Here is a 21,369-nt window from a genome sequence, read left to right on the forward strand (position 1 = left end):
GTCCTTGGCAACGGAGGCGGTAGGATCAGAGGCCGGCGGCGGCGAGCATGGCGGAGGCGCCCTGCTCGGCCCCGTCGGCGCCGTGGCGCATGAAGGCGAAGAGCTCGCGTCCCGTGCCGAAGGCCGGCGGTGGCGCGATGGCCTGCTCCCTGGCTTCCCACTCGGCCGCATCGACCAGGGCTTCCAGGGAACCGTCCTCCGCGCTGAGGCGCACCACGTCGCCGTCGCGGATCCTGGCCAGGGGACCACCGCCGAGGGCTTCGGGGCTGAGGTGGATCGCCGCCGGCACCTTGCCGGAAGCGCCCGACATCCGCCCGTCGGTGACCAGGGCGACGCGGAAGCCGCGGTCCTGCAGCACGCCGAGCTGCGGGGTGAGCTTGTGCAATTCGGGCATGCCGTTGGCCCGCGGCCCCTGGAAGCGCACCACGACTACGACGTCGCGTTCCAGTTCGCCGGCCTTGAAGGCCGCCATGACGTCGTCCTGGTCGTCGAAGACGCGGGCCGGCGCCTGGATCGTCCAGCGTCCCGGATCGACGGCGCTGGTCTTGAAGGTGGCCCGGCCGAGATTGCCCTTCACCAACCGCATGCCGCCATCGGGTTGGAAGGCGTTGGCGGGGCTGCGCAGGATGGTCTCGTCGTGCGAGCGCTCGGGCGCATCCTCGAAGACGAGTTCGTCGTCGATGAGCTTCGGGTCGCGGGCATGGTCGCGCAGGCGCGTGCCGGCCACCGTGAGGATGTCGTCGTGCAGCAGACCGGCATCGATCAGGCTGGCGATGACGTAGGACATCCCGCCGGCCGCATGGAAGTGGTTCACGTCGCCCGAGCCGTTCGGGTAGACCTTGGCGACCTGCGGCACCACCGCCGAGAGCCGGTCGAAATCCGCCCAGTCCAGGACGATGCCGGCGGCCCGCGCGATGGCGGGCAGGTGGATGGCGTGGTTGGTCGAGCCACCCGTCGCCAGCAGGCCGACCACCGCGTTCACGATCGCCTTCTCGTCGATGCAGCGGCCGAGGGGCCGGTAATCGTTGCCGCTGGCGCCGATCTCGGAGAGGCGGTGGACCGCCGCGCGCGTGACGGCCTGGCGCAACTTGGTGCCCGGATTGATGAAGGAGGCGCCGGGCATGTGCACGCCCATCACATCCATCATCATCTGGTTCGAGTTGGCGGTGCCGTAGAACGTGCAGGTGCCGGCCCCGTGATACGAGGCCGATTCGCTCTCCAGCAGCTCGTCGCGGCCGACCTTGCCCTCGGCATAGAGCTGGCGGATGCGCTGCTTCTCCTTGTTGGCGAGCCCCGAGGGCATCGGCCCCGCCGGGATCAGGATCATCGGCAGGTGGCCGAAGCGCAGCGCGCCGATGAGCAGGCCCGGCACGATCTTGTCGCAGATGCCGAGCAAAGCCGCGCCGTCGAACATGCCGTGGCTGAGCGCCACCGCGGTGGAGAGCGCGATGGTGTCGCGTGAGAACAGCGACAGCTCCATGCCGCGCTGGCCCTGGGTGACGCCATCGCACATGGCCGGCACGCCTCCGGCCACCTGCGCGGTGGCGCCGACTTCCCGCGCGAACAGCTTCATCTGCTCGGGGTAGCGGCCATAGGGCTGATGCGCCGAGAGCATGTCGTTGTAGGCGGTGACGATGGCCAGGTTCATCGCCCGGCCGGACCTGATGACGGCCTTGTCCTCGCCCGAGGCCGCGAAGCCGTGGGCGAGGTTGCCGCAATTGAGCATCGGGCGGTGGACGCCCGAGTCCCGTTCCCGCGCGATCAGGTCGAGATAGGCCTTCCGGGTCGGTCCGGAGCGTTCGATCACGCGCGCCGTGACGGCGGCGATTTCCGGGTGAAGCGCGCTCATGGCCAGTCTCTCCTCGCATCCGGGCGAAACCCGCCCCCAGCCTGCGCCGGGTGCGGCGGATCCTGCCAGCATCAACCTACCGCGCCAGCGCGACAGCGACGCGATGGCGTGGACTGATCTCGATCCCGGCCCCGCGCCGTCAATGGCGTCCGGGCGCCGTGCTGGCCCACCTCCGCTGCAGATCGCGGGCCAGCCTACGCCTCAGTGACCGCCGGCCGCCAGGGCCGCACCGGGCTTGTGATGGGTACCGAGGCGTTCCACCATCGTGGCGGTGGCATCGTTCATGCCGACGATCTCTACTTCGATGCCGTGGCGGCGAAACTTCAGGACCACCCGGTCCAGGGCGTTGACGGCGGTGACGTCCCAGAAATGCGCCGCCGTGAGGTCGACGACGATCCCCGTCAGGCCGGCCTCGCGAAAGTCGAAAGCGCCGTGAAAGGCCTCCGCCGTGGCGAAGAAGATCTGCCCGGTGATGCGGTAGGTCCGCACCGTGCCGCTCCGCTCCGAGGCCACCGAGACGTAGCGCGTGACCTTGTGGGCAAAGAACAGGCCGCTGAGCACCACGCCGAACAGCACGCCCTTGGCGAGATCGTGGGTCGCCACCACCACGGCGACGGTCCCGACCATGACGAGGCTCGAGCTCTTCGGATGCGTCACGAGGGTCTTGAGCGATCCCCATTGGAAGGTGTTGATCGAGACCATGATCATCACCGCCACCAGCGCCGCCATGGGGATCTGCGCCACGTATGGTCCGAGAACCACGATCAGGAAGAGCAGGAATCCTCCGGCCCAGAGCGTCGAGAGCCGGCCGCGACCACCGGAGGAGACATTGATCACCGACTGGCCGATCATGGCGCAGCCCGCCATCCCGCCGAACAGGCCGGCGCCGATATTGGCGAGGCCTTGACCGGCGCATTCCCGGTTCTTGTCCGAGCCGGTATCGGTCATCTCGTCGAGGATCGCCGCGGTCATCAGGCTCTCAAGCAGGCCGACCATGGTCAGCGTCAGCGCGTAGGGCAGGATGATCCGGAGGGTCTCCCAGGTGAGCGGCACCTGCGGCAGGGCGAAGACCGGGAGTTCGGTGGGAAGAGCTCCCATGTCGCCGACCTTGTGGATCGGCAGCCCCATGACCATCGAGACGCCGGTCAGGAGCAGGATGGTGACGAGCGGCGAAGGCACCGCCTTGGTGAGATAGGGAAGCCCGTAGATCAGCCCGAGGCCGACGGCCGTCATGAGGTAGACGGTACTCCCCTGCCCGATCAGTTCGGGCATCTGCGCCAGGAAGATCAGGATCGCCAGCGCGTTGACGAAGCCGGTGACCACGGAGCGTGAGACGAAGCGCATCAGGTTGCCGAGCCGCAGGGCGCCGGCCGCGATCTGCAGGAGCCCGGTCAGGATCGTCGCGGCGAAGAGATGGCCGAGGCCATGTTCCTTCACGAGGCTCACCATCACCAGGGCCATCGCCCCCGTGGCGGCGGAGATCATCGCCGGCCGACCACCCGCGAAGGCGGTGATCACCGCGATGCAGAACGAGGCGTAGAGGCCGACCTTCGGATCGACGCCTGCGATGAGCGAGAAGGCGATGGCCTCCGGAATCAGGGCCAGGGCGACCACGGTGCCGGCCAGGATCTCGCGCGTGATATCGGGAGCCCACTGGCTCCGCAGGTTCGTCAGGGACATGGGTCACAGACATCCAATCGTCCCCGCGCGGCTCCGGCAGCGGGGAATCGAGCGGGGATCCCGGCACCTGTGCGGGCCGGACATGACGGATTCTCGAGGAAAAGACAGGCGTCGGGGAGAGCGGCGGCTACGGCGGCGTGGGCCGGGCGTACAATCTGGCTCGATCCTTCAACATGGATCGGGTCTTAGCAGGATTGCGCGACGATGCAATGCGAGGCACCGGCACCGGCACCGGCAAGATCGGCCTCGCCGCCCCGAGAGACACGGCAATCGTTTACGCGCCTGCAAGCAGGACTGGCATAAAGTCCCAGGGTCGTCGGTGAACCGAGCCCATGCCAGAATCCTGTCCCAGCCTGATCGAGGCGGCCCGCCAGAGGCCCTGGTATCGCCTGCGGCTGCCGGCTGACCTCGAATCCCAGTTCGCGGCGACGACCCGCCGGTCCCGGGCCACCTACCTCCAGTCGTGGCTCCTGGTCTTCATCATTTTCAACGTCATCTCCTTGAAGATGGACTTCGATCTGTTCGGCCCCGATCATTTCGCGGTTCCGGCCTTCCTCACCCTGGGCGTGTTCCTGCCGGCCGGCCTGCTGGCGATCCTGGCGCTGCACGGCGTCACCAGCGCCCGGCGGCAGGCCGGGATCGTGGCGGGCGTCGCGCTGCTCGACATGGCCATCGTCCTGAACAGCGCCCGGATCGCACCCGCCGCTCACGCGGATACCTATCTCATTCTCGCGGTGATCGTACCGCTGGTGGTCGGCATGATCGCGCCCCTCTCGTTCCGGCATAGCCTCGTCCTCTGCGGCAGTGCCTTCGCCCTCTATGCGACCTATGTCGTCGGCTTCGTTCTGCCGCGCAGCGAAGCGACCGGCCTCCCACTGCTGATCGCCGGCCTCACCCTCGTGCCGATCAAGCTCGCCTATTCGCGCGAATGGACCTGCAAGGAGGCCTTCCTGCTCACTCTCGAGAAGTCGGCCCGCGACGTGGATCTCGCCGACGCCAACGCGCGCCTGACGATCCTGTCCGAGACCGACAGTCTCACCGGACTGCGCAACAGACGCAGCGCCAACGCGCGGCTGCTGACCGGATGGGCCGAGGCCTGCCACGAGGGCGGATGGGTCATGCTCGCCCTCGTCGACATCGACGCCTTCAAGCGCCTGAACGATACGGCCGGCCATCCGGCGGGCGACCGCTGCCTGAGGCAAGTCGCACAGGCCCTCGAGGCGGAAGCGGCCCTCCACGGCGCTCAGCTGGCGCGTTACGGCGGGGAAGAGTTCATTCTCTTCCTGTCCGGAGTGGATCCGGTGCGGGCGACCGCGATCGGGGAGAGCCTGCGGCGGGCCATCGAGCGCCTTGCCCATCCGCATCCAGGATTGCCGGATGGCGCCTGCATCACGGTGAGCATCGGCGTCGCGGCGGCGCATGGCAGCCTCGGCGCCCTCGGCGTCGGCGCCGCCGACCTTTTGAAGGCGGCCGACGACGCCCTGTACGGCGCCAAGCGCGGCGGCCGAAATCGTGTCGAGTCCGTACGCCTCTCGCCGGCATCGGCCAATTCCGATGCGGGTCGGGCCAGTGCCCTCGGCTGACGAAAGCGTCGCCGCGGGCGGTGCGCGCCGCAGCTGCGGATCGGGTCAGTCGAGACCGTCGCCGACGAACTCGGCGGCGCCGTAGCCGGCCGGGTCGCGCACATCGTAGAGAGGGGCCCGAGGCTGAACCGGCCGCGTGACGGCGACCGGCCGGTAGGCGCGACCGTAGGGCTCGCGCCCCATCTGCATCCCGGCCGACATCACGCCTTCGTCCTCGCGACGGCGACGTGGGGACGCCATGACCGTGCTGCCGTCGATGACGACGCGCGTCTTGCCCATACCCTGCGCCTTGACCAGACCGAACAGCGTCGCGGCATTCTTGGGTGCGAGACGAACGCAGCCATGCGAGGCCGCGCTGCCGAGACGCCGGGTGTGGTTCGTGCCGTGGATGGCGTGGCCCTGCCCCGTGAAGAAGATCGCATTCGGCATCGGCGCATCGTCGAATTCGCGCGAGAAATGCGTCCGCTCCATCCGGAACGGGCGGTGGCTCCCGCTCGGCGTGTCATAGCCATCGACGCCCGTCGAGACCGGCCAGTCGTAGCGCGTCCGTCCGTCGACCGCGACGGTCATGCGCTGTGCGTCCTTGTCGACGGCGATCACGATCTCCGCCCAAGCGGGGCCGGCGAGGATCGTCGCCAGGGCAACTCCGGAGAGGACGAACGTCAGACGGAAGCGCATCGTAGACCTTTGGTAGGACAGACGAAATTCGAACGCCTACGCTTGCCGCGCGCATTGGTTCCAACCGAGCGGATGGCTGGACTGCGCAGAGCCTGCGTCAGGCCCCCGGAGCGGCGTCGGGGCGCCGGACCTCCGCGGCAGCCGCCTTCATCACGCTCGCGACCAGGCCGTACGTTTCCACCCAGGCTTCGCGGACCTCGGGCGTGAAGTCCGGGCCGAGCCCCTGCTCCAGGGTCCAGAGCAGGGCGGCGCCCACCGGCTCGTAATGGGCGGCCTGGGTGCCGAAGGAGACGTGCTGGCGGCCCAGGGTCTGCAGGGCCGGAACCACCATGTCGGGTTTGTGAAGGTTGGTCACCGCGAGCCCGAGCATCGCCATCAGCTTCTTCTTCTGCTCGCGCATATCCTCGGGAAACATCGACCGGACCTCGGGGGCGATCTCGAACAAGCGGCCGTAGAACAGGTCGGCGGCCGTATCGGCGATCGGCCGCACCTTGGCGAAGCTGTCCTGGACGAGGGTGACTTGATCCGGGGTCATGATGCGGAACTCCGTGTGGGAGGAGCGGGCGCGCCGAAGCACTCCGCCGTTGTTGCGCCGGCCGATGCATCTCTCAAGCAAAAACGGCCGCGTCCAGTCGGAAGCCGCGACCGCAGGTGCTTGCGTCCGAAGCTGTACCGACGTCGCGAAGCTGAACGGATGCTGCCAGCAAGCTTCAGCATGGGTGCAGCGACGCCCTGCCAATCTGGTCCTCGACAGCCGGAACACCACCGACTGGGCCACCGAGACCGGGCACGATGCCGGCCTTCTCGACGAAACAGGGGATGGGCGATGACGAGATTGGCAGCTCTGACGGCCGCTGCGCTGGTGGCTCTGGGCACGTTCGGAGCGCCCGAGGCGCAGGCCCGCGGCAATGGCGGCGCGATCGCGGCCGGCGTCATCGGCGGCCTGGCGGCGGGAGCCCTCCTGGGCGCCGCCGTCTCCGAGGCGCACGCCGCCCCTGGCTACGAATACGGCTACGGTCGGCCCGCACCGGCCTATGAATACGAGGACGACGCACCGGTGGTACGCTATCGGCCCGCGCCCGTCATGCGCGGCTACGCCTACGACGAGGCTCCCTCCTACCGCAGCCCACGCGTCGTCCGGGCCTACGAGGACGATTTCGGCCACGACGGCTATCGTCGGGCCGGGTACGGCTACCGGAGGGATTGCGACCGGCCGCATTGGCGCGCCGGCTGGTAACGGGCCCGCTGCGCGAGGCCGCACGGGACACCCGACGGCCTCGCCGCATGTCGGTAGAGCGGGCCGTCGCGACCGTCATGACCGGGCCGCGGCGCCTCGGTTCGCGAATGTCGACGCCAAACTTGGGACCCCTCGGTTTCGCGACGGCGTTCTCCGGTCAGATGGTGGCAGATCCGGAGTCCGGACCCTTGGCGCATGACCTCAGCTATCCGCCCCTGAATATCCCCAAGCCGGTTGCCGACGGTGTCTGGATCGTCGACGCCGCCCCCATCCACGCGGGTGGCATCCCGCTGCCCCTCCGGATGACGGTTCTCCGACTCGCCGGCGGCGAGTTGCTCCTGCATTCGCCGGTGGCCTACCGCCCCGAACTGCAGCGCAGCCTCGAACGGCTGGGCCGCATCGGCCACCTCGTGGCCCCGAGCATGGGCCACTGGATGTTCCTGAAGGACTGGCAGGCGGCCTGCCCGAACGCGATCACCTGGGCGGTACCGGGACTCGAGGACCGCGGACAGGTCCGTCGCTCGGGCGTGGAGATCGATGCCGAACTGACCGATACGCCACCCCGCGCCTGGGCGAACGAGATCGACCAAGTTCTGATCGCCGGCCCGGTCTTCAAGGAGGTCTGCTTCTATCACCGGCCGAGCCGGACACTCCTGCTGACGGACCTCGTCATCAATCTGGAAGGCGACCTCCTGCCGGTCTTCGCGCGGCCCCTCGCGCGCCTGCTCGGGATCGTCGCCCCGGACGGGAAGGCGCCGCTCTACCTCCGGCTCCTCCTGCGCATGAACCATCGGGACACGCTCGAGGCGGCCCGGCGCCTTGTGGCCTTCGAACCGGACCGGGTCATCTTCGCCCATGGTCAATGGTTCGATCGCGACGCCACGAGCGAGCTGCGACGCGCGCTCGCCTGGATCCTCGCAGGACACTCCGTGGAGGGTCGGCGCGGACGGTCGGACGGAGCGGTCGGTCTGCAGCGCCCGAACTCGACGACGCTCGCTGGGCTGGCCCTCGTCGGCGTGCTCGGGCTTCTGGCCTACATCACCCGGCCACGGCGCTGAGGATCGCCACCCGGACGCGACCGTCGCGGGAATGGTGCGGACGGCGGGACTCGAACCCGCACAGCCTTTCAGCCGCAAGATTTTAAGTCTCGTGCGTCTACCGGTTTCGCCACGTCCGCATGCCGGGACCAGCGGTAGCGGGGCGGCCGTCGCAGATCAAGGCGTCCAGCCGTAGAGCCATGCGTAGCGGCGGTTCATGCCGTCGGGGCCGAGCCGGCGCATCACCGCGTTGCGGATCGCGCCGACGAACGGACCGGCGTGATAGGTCCGGCCGTTGGCGCGAGCGGCCCGGCGGACTTGGCGGACCCGCTTCGTCCGAAGGGCGGCGTAGCGGGCCAACGCCACGCCGGGCTCCGCGCCCGCGTCGGTCAGGACCTGGGCGAGAATCGCCGCGTCCTCGATCGCCAGGGCGGCGCCCTGGGCGAGGAACGGAAGGATGGGATGGGCGGCGTCGCCGATCAGCGCGAGCCGGCCGCGGGCCATGGGACGGGCCGCGCCGCGGTCCTCCAGTGACCAGACCAGCCAGGAATCCGGCACTGCCAGGAGTGCGGCGAGGGGCGCGGCGGCATCGCGGAAGCGGGCGCGCAGCACGGCCGGCTCGCCGAGTTGGCCCCAGCCCTGGCTGCCCGTGCGCTCCGGGATCACCGCCACCACGTTGACGTGCCGACCGCCCCGGATCGGGTAATGCACCACGTGCCGTGCCGGTCCGAGCCAGAGGCCGGTGGCCTCCCCGTCGAGCTCCGGCGGCAGCGCCTCGCGCGGCACGATGGCCCGCCACGCGGCAGCGCGGCCGGAGCGCAGGTCCTGCCCGTCGAGGTGGCCCCGCAGGCGCGAGCGGACGCCGTCGGCCCCGACGACGAGATCGGCTGAGAAGAGTTCGGTCCGCGTCCCGGCCCCGCTCTCCAGGGTCAGGTCGATGCCGTCCGGCCGCTCGGCCAGGGCGGTGACGTCGCGCCCGACGAGCAGCCTGATGCCGGGCCGCCCGCGCACCGCGTCGAGGAGCAGGGTCTGCAGGTCGGCGCGGTGGATGACGTAGTAGGGCGCACCGAAACGCTCACGCAGGCCGGCGCCGAGGGCGACGCCGCCGATGACCGCGCCGCTCCTCAGGGCGCGCACCACCACGGCCGACGGCTCGCTGGCCGCGCGCCGCAGCGCCGCGCCGAGCCCGAGACCGATCAGCACCCGGCTGGCATTGGGCGAGAGCTGGATCCCGGCCCCGACCTCGCTGAATCCGGTGCGGCGCTCGATCAGCGTGACGGAATGGCCGGCGGCGTCGAGGGCGAGCGCCGCCGTCAGGCCGCCGATGCCCGCGCCGACGACGGCGATGTTCAGGGCCGGCACGGAGCCGCCGCGCCGGGTCAGGCGGCGGCCGAGGTCCGGTCGTCCCAGACGCAGATCGCCGGGTCGGCGTTGCCGGCGGCCAGGGTCGGCCGGTAGCGGAACAGCGTCGAGCAGTACTGACAGATGGTCTCGTCGTCCGCCCCCATGTCGAGGAAGATGTGCGGATGATCGAACGGGGGCTTGGCCCCGATGCACATGAACTCCTTCGAACCGACGTGGATCACCGCCACGCCGGGCTCGTTGTGGAAATGCGGGACCGCTTTGTCAGCCATCGCCTCGTCCTGCCTGCCGGCCCGCCGAAGACTCGTCGTCGTGCGGGCATCCGTGTTGTCGGGGTCTGCCGGGAACCGTCTCTAGCCGCTCCCCCGGCGCAAGCCTAGTGCGGTGCGTGCCCGAGGGTTGGCCTCACGCGCGCGTCACCGTACATAAGGTGGGAGCCCGCTCCGGTGCCCTTCGCGAAACGCCCCCATGACCCAGAACGAACAGGCCGTGTCCGAGAGCGGACGCCGCGCGCCCCAGCCGCCGATTCACGGACCGGACGGGTTCGAGGGCATGCGCAGGGCCGGCCGACTGACGGCGGAAGCCCTCGACGTCCTGATGGAGGCGACCGCCCCGGGCGTCACCACCGAACATCTCGACAAGCTCGCCTACACCTTCGCGATGGATCACGGCGCCTACCCGGCCTCGCTGCTCTACCGCGGCTATCCCAAGTCGATCTGCACCTCGATCAACCACGTGGTCTGCCACGGCATCCCGAACGACAAGCCCCTGCGCGAGGGCGACATCGTCAACCTCGACATCTGTCTGATCGTGGACGGCTGGCATGGCGACTCGAGTCGGATGGCCTATGTCGGCGACGTTCCGCGCAAGGCGCAGCGCCTGTGCGAGATCACCCACGAGTGCCTGATGCGCGGCATCGCCGCGATCAGGCCGGGGGGCTCGACCACGGATATCGGGCGGGCGATCCAGGCATACGCCGAGGCGGAGCGCTGCTCGGTGGTCCGCGACTTCTGCGGGCACGGCCTCGGGCGCACCTACCACGATGCGCCCACCATCCTGCACTACGTCGAGCCGAGCTACGACGTGAAGTTCCAGCCCGGGCAGTTCTTCACCGTGGAGCCGATGATCAATCTCGGCCGTCCCGCCGTGAAGGTCCTGTCCGACGGCTGGACCGCGGTGACCCGCGACCGCTCGCTCTCGGCGCAGTTCGAGCACACCGTCGCGGTGACGGAGACGGGGGCGGAGATCTTCACCCTGTCGCCGAAGGGCCTGCACCAGCCTGCGCCCACCGCCGGCTGATCCGGCTCCCGTGACCGCCCGGCCGCCATCCGCTCCCGACCATCCGGATGAGGCGCCGAAGGAGGCGGAACCGCACTATCTCGGCCACCGCGACCGCCTGCGCGCCCGCTTCGCCCAGGGCGGAGCCGACGCCCTGCCGGATTACGAGCTGCTCGAACTCGCCCTGTTCCGAGCGATCCCGCGCCGCGACGTCAAGCCCCTCGCCAAGGCGCTGATCCGGCGCTTCGGCAGCTTTGCCGAGGTGGTGAGCGCCGAACCCGCGCGACTTGCTGAAATCGAAGGCATCGGTCCCGGGGTCATCGCCGACTTGAAGCTCATCGAAGCGGCAGGGCACCGGCTGGCGCGCGGCGCCATAGCCGCGCGGCCCCTTCTCTCCTCGTGGAGCGCCGTCCTCGAATATTGCCGCGCCACCATGGCCTTCGCCGCGCGCGAACAGTTCCGCGTGCTGTTCCTCGATCGCCGCAACCACCTCATCGCCGACGAGGTCCAGGGACGCGGCACCGTCGATCACACGCCGGTCTATCCCCGCGAGGTGGCGCGCCGGGCACTCGAGCTCTCGGCCACCGCCATCATCCTCGCCCACAACCATCCCTCCGGCGATCCGACGCCCTCGGCGGCGGACATCCGGATGACGCGCGAGATCGTGGGCGTGCTGGACCCCCTCGGCATCGTCATCCACGATCACATCATCCTGGGTCGCGAGGGACATGCGAGCTTCAAGGGCTTGAAGTTGATCTGAACGTGCTACCGTACACGCAAGGGCGGTGCGCGCAGGCGTCGATCTCCGGTCGCTGGCGCGCCTCTTGCCTAGACAAGAACGGTGTTCAAGGGGGAGACGCGAATGGCGCTCGCTGCATTCGACGAGATGACCGGGCTGCCCGACGGGGCGCTGAGCAACCCCGCCGTGCGCGAAGCCTACGACAGCCTCAAGCACTGGCTCGACACCACGCCGCCCGAGCATTTCAACACCCGCCGCAGCCAGGCCGAGATGCTGTTCCGGCGCATCGGCATCACCTTCGCGGTGTACGGGGCGAACGAAGCCACCGAGCGGCTGATCCCGTTCGACATCATCCCCCGCGTCATCACCAAGCCGGAATGGGGCTTTCTCGAGCGCGGCCTGAAGCAGCGCGTCACAGCCATCAACGCCTTCCTGAAGGACATCTACGGCGCCCAGGAATGCATCAAGGCGGGCATCATCCCGGCCGACCTGGTCTATCGCAACCCGCATTACCGGATGGAGATGCGCGCCTTCCGGGTGCCGCACGACCTCTACGTCCACATCGCCGGCATCGACATCGTGCGCACGGGCGAGAACGACTTCTTCGTGCTGGAGGACAATGCCCGCACCCCGTCCGGCGTCTCCTACATGCTGGAGAACCGCGAAGTCATGCTGCGGCTCTTCCCCGAGCTGTTCTCCCGTCACCGCGTGGCTCCCGTCGAGAACTATCCGGACGCCCTGCTGGCGACCCTGCGCAGCCTCGCACCCTCCACCGCCACCAGAGACCCCACCGTCGCCCTGCTCACGCCCGGCCGCTACAACTCGGCCTTCTATGAGCACTCGTTCCTGGCCGACAAGCTCGGCGTCGACCTCGTCGAGGCGTCCGACCTCTTCACCAAGGACGACGTCGTCTACATGCGCACGACCGAGGGCCCGCGCCGGGTCGACGTGCTGTACCGCCGCCTCGACGACGACTTCCTCGATCCGCTGGTCTTCCGCCCCGATTCGGTGCTCGGCGTTCCCGGCATCATGAACGCCTACGAGCGCGGGACCGTGACCTTGGCCAACGCGGTCGGCACCGGCATCGCCGACGACAAGGCGGTCTACAGCTACATGCCGGAGATCGTGAAGTTCTTCACCGGCGAGGAGCCGATCCTGCACAACGTGCCGACCTATCGCTGCCGCGAAAAGGAAGCCTTCGCCTACGTGATGGACAATCTCGGCGACCTCGTCGTGAAGGAGGTCAACGGCTCGGGCGGCTACGGCATGCTGGTGGGTCCGCATGCGACCAAGCGGGAGATCGAGGAGTTCGGGCGCAAGCTCAAGCACGCCCCGGACGGCTTCATCGCCCAGCCCACCCTGGCGCTCTCCACCTGCCCGACCTTCGTCGCCTCCGGCGTCGCACCCCGGCACGTCGACCTGCGACCCTTCGTTCTGTGCGGGTCCGACGAGATTCGGATCGTTCCCGGCGGCCTCACCCGGGTCGCCTTGAAGGAAGGGTCCCTGGTCGTCAATTCGAGCCAGGGCGGCGGGACCAAGGACACCTGGGTCCTCGACGCCTGAGATCGCGCCGGGCATCCGGCCCGGCCTTTCGCACCGGATGCCTTTCCAAGCCCGTGCCGCCTCCGGCATAGTCCTTTCAGCCCTGCGGCCTGCGTTTCCGACGCTGGTCGACGTCCCGATGGAACCCCATGCTGTCCCGGACCGCCGACAACCTGTACTGGCTCTCGCGCTACGCCGAGCGGGCGGAGTTCGTCGCCCGCATCCTCGATGCCGCCCTGCGGCTCGCCGCCCTGCCGTCGAGCTACGGCGGTGGCGAGACCAACGAGTGGGCCTCCGCCCTGGCCTCGGCGGGCGATCCGGAGGTGTTCAAGCCCCTCTACGACAGCGTCACGGAAGCCACCGTCTGCGACTTCCTCGCCTTCAGCCCCCACAATCCATCCTCGATTCGCTCCTGCATCGAGACCGCCCGCGAGAACGCCCGTAGCGTGCGCACGGCACTCACCACCGAGATGTGGGACGCCATCAACGGCGCGTGGCTCGAGCTGCGCAACTACGAGGGACGCGACCTCAACCGCGACGAGTTCACCCGCTTCCTCGACTGGGTGAAGGGGGTCTCCCTCGCCTTCGACGGCTCGGCCTACCGGACGATGCTCCGCAACGACGCCTACTGGTTCACCCGCCTGGGCACCGCCATCGAGCGGGCGGACAACACCGCGCGCATCCTCGACGTGAAGTACCGCATCCTGTTGCCGGCCTCGGAGAAGATCGGCGGCAGCCTCGACTACTTCCAGTGGACCACAATCCTGCGCGAGGTGTCGGCCTTCAACGCCTATCACTGGGTCTACCGCGAGAGCGTGAAGCCCCTGCTCGTGGCCGACCTGCTCATCCTGAACCGGCAGATGCCGCGTTCCTTCACCAACTGCTACGGGATGCTGGTGGAGCACCTCGACCTCATCGCCGACGCCTATGGGCGGCGCGGCGCGAGCCAGCGCCTGGCGAGCAACACCCTGGCGCGCCTGGAAGGCGAGAACATCAACCGCATCTTCTCCTCCGGCCTGCACGAGTTCGTGACGGAGTTCATCGTCGAGAACAATCGTCTCGGCGCAGCGGTCATCGAGCAATATCTGGTATAGGGCCGGCCCCGGCCCGACGCCGCGCAAAGGTCGCCGCATGCGAATCCGCGTCTTCCACGAGACCAACTACACCTACGAGCATCCCGCGCGCGGGCTGATCCAGGTCCTACGTCTGCGTCCGCGCGACCATGACGGGCAGTATGTCCGGCGCTGGCGCATCGAGCCCTCGGTCGACGGCCGCGTGAGCGAGCGCGAGGACGGCTTCGGCAACGTGGTGCACTGGTTCACGGCCGACGAGCCGGCCGAGGCACTGTCGATCCGCGTCACCGGCGAGGTCGACACCCTGGAGATGCACGGCATCGTGCGCGGCACCATCGAGCGCCTGCCCGACGTGTTCTACCTGCGGGACTCGGACCTCGCCCTGGCCAACGACGCCATCCAGGCCTTCGCGCAGGAGGTCGCCGCGGCCGGCGACCCCGCTCCCCTGCCCTGCCTGCACCGGCTCCTGGCCGCCGTGCACGAGCGGGTCGCCTTCGTCCCCGGTCCGGCCAGCGCGAGCACCAACGCGGCCCAGGCGTTCGCTCAGGAGAAGGGCGTCTGCCAGGACGTCACCCATCTCTTCATCGCGGCAGCGCGCCATCTCGAGATTCCCACGCGCTACGTGTCCGGCTACTACCACCACACCGACCGCGACGCGGACCAGGGCTCGGGCCATGCCTGGGCGGAAGCCCTGGTACCGGGGCTCGGCTGGATCGGCTTCGACGCTGCCCACGGCATCGCCACCACGGAAGCGCATATCCGCGTGGCCGCCGCCCTCGACTATCTCGGGGCGGCACCGATCCGCGGCAGCCGCATGGGCGGCGGGACAGAAACACTCGACGTGACGCTCCGCGTCGAGCAGGCACAGGCTTCCGTCCAGTCCTGATCGCGGACGGACGTGCGAGAAAGACCACACCATGACCTACTGCGTCGGTGTCCTCGTCGAGGAGGGGTTGGTGATGATCGCCGACACCCGGACCAATGCCGGGCTGGACGACATCTCGACCTATCGCAAGCTCCACCACTTCAACGTCCCGGGCGAGCGCGTGATGATGCTGGCCTCCGCCGGCAACCTGTCGATCACCCAGTCGGTGCTCAGCCTGCTGGCCGAGGGCGTCGAGGGCGATGCCGGCGAGCCGAAGATGAAGCTCGTCGAGGCGCCGACGATGTTCCAGGCGGCCCAGCTCGTCGGCCGCGCCATCCGCCGCGTCCGTGAGATCGAGAAAGCCGGTTTCGAGGCGGCCAATCTGCGCTTCTCGGTCTCGCTGCTGTTCGGCGGCCAGATCGGCGCCGATCCGATGAAGCTCTACCTGATCTACTCGGCAGGCAACTTCATCGAGTGCAGCGGCGACGCGCCCTTCCTTCAGATCGGCGAGCACAAGTACGGCAAGCCGATCCTCGACCGGGCGGTGAAGTACGAGACCGACCTGTACGACGCTCTGAAGGTCGGCCTCGTCTCGATGGATTCGACCATGCGCTCGAACCTCGGCGTCGGCCTGCCCATCGACATCGCGGTCGCCCGCCGCAACGCCCTCGACCTCGAAGTGAACCACCGGATCGAGGCCGGCGAGAACTACTTCCACGACCTGCGCGAGCGCTGGTCGGCGGCCCTGCGCGCCGCCCACCGGGCGATCCCCCGGCCGCCCTATGGGCCGGCGACGGCGAAGTGATCAGCTCCTCGGGCCACCCAGGAGCCTGAGCGCGCCGTCCGCGAGTTCGATGGTCAGGCGATCCGCATCCGTCTCACGCGCGAGCGGCGCTCCCTGCCCGGCCCAGAGGGGCGAGAAGTCGCCCGAACCGCGCCGCTCGGCTTCGATCCGAAGGGGATGGAGGCCGATGGCAGCGGTGGGGAAGACCGGTGTATCGGCCCGCAACGGCCCGAGTTCGCGGATGACGCGATTCACGAGGCCCCGCGCCGGCTTACCGGTCAGCACGTTGGTGATGGTCGTGTCCTCGTCTCGCGCCCGGCGCAGGGCCTCTCGGTGAGGCGGCGAGAGGCCGGCTTCCGTGCAGCGGAGGTAGGCGGTCCCCAGCTGGACGGCCGAAGCGCCGAGCATGAAGGCGGCGGCGATTCCGCGCGCATCGGCGATGCCCCCGGCCGCGATCACGGGCACGTCCACCGCGTCGACCACCTGGGGCACCAGCGCCATCGTGCCGACCTGCGTCGCGGGATCGTCGCCGAGGAACAGGCCGCGATGCCCGCCGGCCTCGGCCCCTTGCGCGATGATGGCGTCGACCCCGCGCTCGGCAAGCCAGCGCGCCTCCCGCACGGTGGTGGCGGAGGACAGAATGATGCAGCCGAGGGCTCGCACGGAGTCGAGCAGCGCCGCCTCCGGCAGTCCAAAATGAAAGCTCACCACCGCCGGCCGGACCTCTGCGACCGCCGCGAGCATCGCCGCGTCGAAGGGCGTCCGCTGTGCCATGGCGATCGGGGCCGCCGGGTCGAGGCCAAGCTCCGCGTAGTAAGGCGCGAGTCTGCTGCGCCAGGCGGCATCGCGCGCCGCATCCGGCGTCTCCGGAACGTGGCAGAAGAAGTTGAGGTTGAAGGGCGCGTCGGTCCGGGCACGGATCGCGGCGGCCTCGCGGCGCACGGCATCCGGATTCATCGCCGCGCAGGCCAGGGAGCCGAGGCCGCCCGCCGCGCTCACGCTGGCGGCGAGCGCCGGCTTGGGTCCGATCATCGGTGCCTGGATGATCGGGTGCCGCACCGGCACGCGTTCGAGGAAACGGTTCTGGCCCCACATGTGCCGGCTCCCTGTCCATCACCGCACGTCGGATCCCGCAGCGAGGCGGGCGAGATAGGCGCGCGCCCCGGCCGTCGGATCCGGGGGGCGCATCAACGCGCCCATCACCGCGACGCCGGCGGCACCGGCGGAACGGCAGGCCTCCACGCGATCGACGGTGATGCCCCCGAGGGCGATCACCGGCATGCCGAACCCGGACGCGATCCGGATCGCGTCCGTCCCGAGGGCCGGACCGTAGCCCGGCTTGCTCGGGGTCGGAAAGATGGGACTGAGGGTGGCGTAGTCGGCACCCGCACGGGCCGCCATCGCCACCTCGTCCGGCGCATGCGCCGAGATTCCGATCCAACCGTCCGGCAGGCGCCGACGGGCCTCGGCGAGGTCGGCCGCGCTCGTCCCGCCGGGCAGATGGACGCCGTCGGCCCCGAGTTCTGCGGCGAGCGCCGCATCGGCGCCGATCGTCAGCGCGCCGCCCTCGGCCTTCACCAGGCGAACGACGTCGCGGGCCAGCGCGCGCCGCGCTTCCGACGTGAGGTCGCGCTCCCGAAACCAGATCCAGCGGGCGCCCGCCCGGAGGAGGCGTTCGAGGGTGACGCGGAGGTGGCGGGCGGCGACGTCCGGCACCTCGGTCACGGACCTGTCCGTCACCACCAGCAGCCGCGACGGCAATCCCCTCATCCCAGCGTACCGGCCTTGTCCGGGGTCACGAGCCCACGAGCCCGAGTTGCGGGCTCGACGGCTCGGCCCGGCCCCGCTTCGGGATGCGGCCGGCGAGGTAGGCATCACGGCCGGCCTGGACGGCGGCGCGCATGGCGCGGGCCATCCGCACGGGATCGTCGGCCTTGGCGACCGCGGTGTTGAGGAGGCAGCCGGCGGCGCCGAGCTCCATGGCGATCACCGCGTCGGAGGCGGTGCCGATGCCGGCATCGACGATCACCGGCACGGGCGAGCGCCGGCAGATCAGCTCGAGATTGGCTGGGTTGGCCACGCCCATGCCGGAGCCGATCAGCGAGCCCATGGGCATCACGGCGGCGCAACCGAGATCGGCGAGGCGCTGGCAGACCACGGGATCGTCGTTGCAATAGGGCAGCACGGTGAAGCCGTCGTCGACGAGGTGGCGGCAGGCCTCCAGCAGTTCGGCCACGTCGGGATAGAGCGTCTCGCGGTCGCCGATGACCTCGACCTTGATCCAGTTCGTGTCGAGGGCCTCGCGGGCGAGTTCGGCCGTCATGATCGCGTCGCGGGCGGTCTCGCAGCCGGCGGTGTTGGGCAGGAACCGGTGCTCCTTCAGCCGGCGCAGGGTGTCCGACCCGTGCCCCTGGAGCGAGACGCGGCGGATCGAGGCCGTGACGACCTCGGCCCCGGAGGCCGCCACCGCATCGAAGAGGATGCTCTGTGTCGGGTAGCCGGCGGTGCCGATGAACAGGCGCGAGCCCAGGCTCACGCCTCCGATCACCAGCGCATCGGTGTCGTTCGCGATCTCGGTCATCCCTGGCCTCCCAGCCATCCCATCCACCTGGCCAAATGTCTCATCCAATCATCTATCCGCCCTGCATGGCGCGGACGATCTCGACACGGTCGCCGTCGCCGAGGGCGGTGGCGGCCCAGTCGCGGCGGCGGACCACGGCGCCGTTGAGCGCGATGGCGATGCCCTGCGGGCTGTCGATGCCGGTCTCCTCGGCCTCTTCCCGGAACAGCGCATCGAGGTCGGCTGCGGCGCTTTCGCGGGCCTCGCCGTTGACGGTGAACTTCATGCGAAGGCCCTCTGCGGTGCCGACGCGAAGCGGGCGCGGCCGAAACGACGCGCGTAATCCGGCAGCGCCCCTTCGGCGACCAGCGCGGCCACGGCGTCGGCGGTGGCCGGGGCCAGCAGGTAGCCGTTGCGATGATGCCCCGTGGCCACGACGAGGCCCGGCGCCAGGGCGTCGATGATCGGCGCATCGTCGTCCGACGTCGGCCGGAAGCCACTCCAGACCGCCTCCACCGCCATCTCCTCGATGCCGGGCAGGACGCGGCGGGCGCCCTCCAGCAAGGCGTAGAGTCCGCCGGCCGTGACACCGGGCACAAAGCCGCAATCCTCCACGGTCGCACCGACGACGAGATGCCCGTCGGACTTCGGCGCCATGTGCACCTGCTCGGTCCACACCATATGGGCCAGGGTGCCGGTGCGGGCGGTGGTCCGAAGGGCGAGGGACTGTCCGCGCAAGGGGCGGACCGGCAGGGCGAGATGGTCTGGCAGGAGGCCCGCCTCCCCGCTCCAGGCGCCGGAGGCCAGTACGACGGTGTCGGCCCGGGTCGGCCCCTGGCCCGTGCGCACGCCGGTGACCCGGCCGGCGGTCCAGTCGAGGGCCTCCACCGCGCAGCCCTCGACGATGGCGACGCCGGCGGCGAGGCAGGCGCGCACGAGGGCGGCCATCACCCGGCTCGGATCGACCTGATGGTCGTGCGGGCAGAACAGGCCGGCGGTGACCGCCGGACGAAGGCGCGGCTCGCGGGCCCGGACTTCGGGTCCGCTCAGCCAGCGCGCGTCGAGGCCGGAGCGCTTCTGGAGATCGTGGCGGAAGCGCAGGCGATCGACCTCGTCGCGGCCGATGGCGAGCACCAGGGTGCCCTCCTCCCGGTAGTCGATGTCGAGGCCGGCCGCCTGCTCGAGCGCATCGCGAAAACCCGGCCAGCGCGACAGGCTCTCCAGCGCCAGGGGCAGCAGCGGGTCCGAGCCGGGTTCGTGCTCGGCGGCGGGAGCCAGCATGCCGGTGGCGGCGAGGCTCGCCCCGGCGCCGACGGTGTCGCGCTCCAGGACGGTCACGGAGCGCCTGCCCTGCGCCAGGCGCCAAGCGGCCGACAGGCCAATCAGGCCGGCGCCGACCACGACCACGTCGCTGCGCACCGGGACGGCGGCCGCCGGCGGCGCGGCTCCATGCGTCCGTCGCAGGTTGAGGAAGGAATTCGGGGTCACGTCCAACGCAATCTCCGCAACAGCGTCGAGATTGGTGGGGCTGCAGCTTCGAGCGGTGAAGCGTGCCGGGCTCGTGGCGAAACCCGCGGTCCAATCCCTACGCCGGTATGAACCGGGTCAGGTTCGAAGGATTTCCGCGCCGCCATCCGCGAACGGACGACCATCGGTTTCTCAGCCCCTTGCCGGGGATCTCCCTGGAACGCCCTTGATGTGGGCCGTCCGCGGGCCGGGGTCAATCCCCACAGGCGCTTGCGCCCGCATGCGATTCACGAGGCCGGTGGACGCACGGGACGATAGACGCCCATCGGTTCGGCGAAGCCGTCGAGGGCGTGTTCGCCGAGAGGGTCCGGCATGTCCCAGAGGAAGTCGACGAAGGGCTTCGTCATCAGGATCGGCTCGCCGAGCGTCCGGTTCAGGCGGGCGACGCGGCTGGCGAGGTTCACGTCGCGCCCGATCACGGTGAAGTCGAGGCGCGCGCCCGAGCCCACATTGCCGTAGGCGGCCTCGCCGTGGTGCAGGGCGATGCCGGCCGCGACCGGATTGGCGAACCGGCCGAGCGAATTGGCCTCGGCCAAAGCCGTCATGGCACTCTGGGAGGCCGTGAGCGCCCCTTTCGCAGCGCCGCCGAGGTCGTCCCCAGACTCGCGAAAGATCGCCAGCAAGCCGTCGCCGAGATATTTCAGAACCTCGCCGCCCTCGCGCTCGATGGCGGGCACCAGACAGTCGAAGAAGATGTTCAGGAGATCGACCGCCTCCTCCGGTGTCATGTCGGCGGAGATGCGGGTGTAGTCGCGCATGTCCGCGAACAGGATCGCCGAGCGGATGCGCTGGACGTGGCCGCGCCGGATCGACCCGCCGAGGATCGCCTTGTGCGGCTCGTCCCCGACATAGATCCGCAGGACGTGATCCAGTTGCTTATTGACGCTGCGCATCTCCATCACGGCGGCCAGCGTCGGCATGATGAAGCGCAGGATCGCCACGTCCTCGTCGCGAAAACCGAGCTCGGACCGGGTGGCGAACGAGATGCCGTTGCGGGTCCCGTTGGTGAAGAATAGCGGCGCGACGATGTAGTACCGGTAGCCCTCCGCCTTCAGGTCGGGGATCACCGCGAAGGCATCGTCGGGCGTTTCGGCGAGGTCGAGGATCAGCCAGGCGCCGGTCTCGTGGACGCGGAAGAACGGGCTTTCGCGGTAGGCCTTGTCGGAGGCTTCCCCGTGCGGGAACAGGCGGACGGAGGAGCCCGCCTCACGGGTCCAGAACCGGCCGACGCCGGAATACTCGGAGTGCAGGGCATCGATGGCGGTGGTGGCGCGATCGACCGGCACATCGAGCCGGATCAGACGCTCGGCGAGGCCGGAGAGCAGTTCCTCGGCCTTCGGCATCCGGGCGCCCTCGCTCAGCAACCAGTCGCGCAGGGCCACGCACGCCTGAAGCGCGCCGAACGGGACATCGGCCGCCTCGGAGCCATCGGCTTCGGCGGTGGGAGACGGCTGGGGCGGGCCTCGATCGAGCATATGGCCAAGGTGGGTTGGGAAGCGGCGTCCGGCAACGGCGACCGTTCGGGTTTTGTGAGTATCGTGCGGGCGTGACCCCTTCAACCGCGCAGACCAGAAG

General features: G+C 69.8%; 21 protein-coding genes and 1 tRNA gene. 9 read left to right on the top strand and 13 right to left on the bottom strand.

Annotation, left to right across the window (positions count from 1 at the left end; genetic code table 11):
• Positions 1 to 25: 25 nt before the first annotated feature.
• Positions 26 to 1,849: a phosphogluconate dehydratase gene (gene edd, locus ACLBWX_RS07770; protein WP_447676494.1), complete on the bottom strand. Its 1,824-nt coding sequence runs from the start codon at positions 1,847 to 1,849 to the stop codon at positions 26 to 28.
• Positions 1,850 to 2,050: 201 nt separating this feature from the next.
• On the bottom strand, positions 2,051 to 3,529 hold the full coding sequence (locus ACLBWX_RS07775; protein WP_447676495.1) for a SulP family inorganic anion transporter: 1,479 nt from the start codon (positions 3,527 to 3,529) through the stop codon (positions 2,051 to 2,053).
• Between the two features lie 332 nt (positions 3,530 to 3,861).
• Here ACLBWX_RS07775 and ACLBWX_RS07780 point away from each other — a divergent pair, with 332 nt between their 5' ends.
• Positions 3,862 to 5,112: a GGDEF domain-containing protein gene (locus tag ACLBWX_RS07780; protein ID WP_447676496.1), complete on the top strand. Its 1,251-nt coding sequence runs from the start codon at positions 3,862 to 3,864 to the stop codon at positions 5,110 to 5,112.
• Positions 5,113 to 5,157: 45 nt separating this feature from the next.
• Here ACLBWX_RS07780 and ACLBWX_RS07785 read toward each other — a convergent pair whose 3' ends face one another.
• Positions 5,158 to 5,790 carry a L,D-transpeptidase gene (locus tag ACLBWX_RS07785; RefSeq protein ID WP_447676497.1) on the bottom strand — a complete coding sequence of 211 codons (633 nt, stop codon included), beginning with the start codon at positions 5,788 to 5,790 and terminating at the stop codon, positions 5,158 to 5,160.
• Positions 5,791 to 5,887: 97 nt separating this feature from the next.
• Positions 5,888 to 6,325 (bottom strand): globin family protein, encoded by a 438-nt coding sequence (locus ACLBWX_RS07790; protein ID WP_447676498.1) that lies wholly within the window; start codon positions 6,323 to 6,325, stop codon positions 5,888 to 5,890.
• Between the two features lie 291 nt (positions 6,326 to 6,616).
• Between ACLBWX_RS07790 and ACLBWX_RS07795 the strand changes: the two genes are divergently transcribed.
• Both ACLBWX_RS07795 and ACLBWX_RS07800 read left to right on the top strand, forming a co-directional pair.
• On the top strand, positions 6,617 to 7,027 hold the full coding sequence (locus ACLBWX_RS07795; RefSeq protein WP_447676499.1) for a hypothetical protein: 411 nt from the start codon (positions 6,617 to 6,619) through the stop codon (positions 7,025 to 7,027).
• A 188-nt stretch (positions 7,028 to 7,215) separates the two neighbouring features.
• Positions 7,216 to 8,085 (top strand): DUF4336 domain-containing protein, encoded by an 870-nt coding sequence (locus ACLBWX_RS07800; protein WP_447676500.1) that lies wholly within the window; start codon positions 7,216 to 7,218, stop codon positions 8,083 to 8,085.
• 32 nt (positions 8,086 to 8,117) lie between these two features.
• Here ACLBWX_RS07800 and ACLBWX_RS07805 read toward each other — a convergent pair.
• The 3 genes from ACLBWX_RS07805 to ACLBWX_RS07815 form a co-directional block, all read right to left on the bottom strand.
• A tRNA-Leu gene (locus tag ACLBWX_RS07805) sits at positions 8,118 to 8,204 on the bottom strand.
• Positions 8,205 to 8,241: 37 nt separating this feature from the next.
• Complete coding sequence (locus ACLBWX_RS07810; protein WP_447676501.1) at positions 8,242 to 9,426, bottom strand: FAD-dependent oxidoreductase; 1,185 nt, start codon at positions 9,424 to 9,426, stop codon at positions 8,242 to 8,244.
• Positions 9,427 to 9,443: 17 nt separating this feature from the next.
• A complete protein-coding gene (locus tag ACLBWX_RS07815; protein WP_447676502.1) occupies positions 9,444 to 9,698 on the bottom strand; it encodes a zinc-finger domain-containing protein in 255 nt (84 codons plus the stop codon).
• Between the two features lie 196 nt (positions 9,699 to 9,894).
• Here ACLBWX_RS07815 and map point away from each other — a divergent pair, with 196 nt between their 5' ends.
• From map to ACLBWX_RS07845, 6 genes are all read left to right on the top strand, one after another.
• Entirely contained in the window at positions 9,895 to 10,725 is an 831-nt protein-coding gene (gene map / locus ACLBWX_RS07820) for a type I methionyl aminopeptidase (protein WP_447676503.1), read from the top strand.
• 10 nt (positions 10,726 to 10,735) lie between these two features.
• On the top strand, positions 10,736 to 11,464 hold the full coding sequence (gene radC / locus ACLBWX_RS07825; protein ID WP_447676504.1) for a RadC family protein: 729 nt from the start codon (positions 10,736 to 10,738) through the stop codon (positions 11,462 to 11,464).
• Between the two features lie 102 nt (positions 11,465 to 11,566).
• Positions 11,567 to 13,006 (top strand): circularly permuted type 2 ATP-grasp protein, encoded by a 1,440-nt coding sequence (locus ACLBWX_RS07830; RefSeq protein WP_447676505.1) that lies wholly within the window; start codon positions 11,567 to 11,569, stop codon positions 13,004 to 13,006.
• 128 nt (positions 13,007 to 13,134) lie between these two features.
• Positions 13,135 to 14,079, top strand: a complete 945-nt coding sequence (locus tag ACLBWX_RS07835) for an alpha-E domain-containing protein (protein WP_056467374.1) — start codon at positions 13,135 to 13,137, stop codon at positions 14,077 to 14,079.
• 37 nt (positions 14,080 to 14,116) lie between these two features.
• Positions 14,117 to 14,944 (top strand): transglutaminase family protein, encoded by an 828-nt coding sequence (locus ACLBWX_RS07840; RefSeq protein WP_447676506.1) that lies wholly within the window; start codon positions 14,117 to 14,119, stop codon positions 14,942 to 14,944.
• Between the two features lie 31 nt (positions 14,945 to 14,975).
• Positions 14,976 to 15,728 carry a peptidase gene (locus tag ACLBWX_RS07845; RefSeq protein ID WP_447676507.1) on the top strand — a complete coding sequence of 251 codons (753 nt, stop codon included), beginning with the start codon at positions 14,976 to 14,978 and terminating at the stop codon, positions 15,726 to 15,728.
• Here the strand turns inward: ACLBWX_RS07845 and ACLBWX_RS07850 are convergent, their stop codons facing one another.
• The 6 genes from ACLBWX_RS07850 to ACLBWX_RS07875 all read right to left on the bottom strand — a co-directional run bounded on the left by ACLBWX_RS07850 (position 15,729) and on the right by ACLBWX_RS07875 (position 21,269).
• Positions 15,729 to 16,802 carry an NAD(P)H-dependent flavin oxidoreductase gene (locus tag ACLBWX_RS07850; protein ID WP_447676508.1) on the bottom strand — a complete coding sequence of 358 codons (1,074 nt, stop codon included), beginning with the start codon at positions 16,800 to 16,802 and terminating at the stop codon, positions 15,729 to 15,731.
• An 18-nt stretch (positions 16,803 to 16,820) separates the two neighbouring features.
• The gene (locus tag ACLBWX_RS07855) at positions 16,821 to 17,477 is read right to left on the bottom strand and encodes a thiamine phosphate synthase (protein WP_447676509.1); all 657 of its coding nucleotides are present in this window, start codon (positions 17,475 to 17,477) and stop codon (positions 16,821 to 16,823) included.
• A 25-nt stretch (positions 17,478 to 17,502) separates the two neighbouring features.
• Entirely contained in the window at positions 17,503 to 18,288 is a 786-nt protein-coding gene (gene thiG / locus ACLBWX_RS07860) for a thiazole synthase (protein ID WP_447676510.1), read from the bottom strand.
• A gap of 52 nt (positions 18,289 to 18,340) precedes the next feature.
• The gene (thiS, locus tag ACLBWX_RS07865; protein ID WP_447676511.1) at positions 18,341 to 18,553 is read right to left on the bottom strand and encodes a sulfur carrier protein ThiS; all 213 of its coding nucleotides are present in this window, start codon (positions 18,551 to 18,553) and stop codon (positions 18,341 to 18,343) included.
• Positions 18,550 to 19,755, bottom strand: coding sequence for a glycine oxidase ThiO (gene thiO / locus ACLBWX_RS07870; RefSeq protein WP_447676512.1), 1,206 nt, complete (start codon positions 19,753 to 19,755; stop codon positions 18,550 to 18,552). Before thiO ends, thiS begins: the two co-directional genes overlap by 4 nt.
• 266 nt (positions 19,756 to 20,021) lie before the next feature.
• Positions 20,022 to 21,269 (bottom strand): adenylate/guanylate cyclase domain-containing protein, encoded by a 1,248-nt coding sequence (locus ACLBWX_RS07875; protein ID WP_447676513.1) that lies wholly within the window; start codon positions 21,267 to 21,269, stop codon positions 20,022 to 20,024.
• Between the last annotated feature and the right edge of the window lie 100 nt (positions 21,270 to 21,369).

The sequence above is a fragment of the Methylobacterium sp. M6A4_1b genome, from assembly GCF_053345175.1.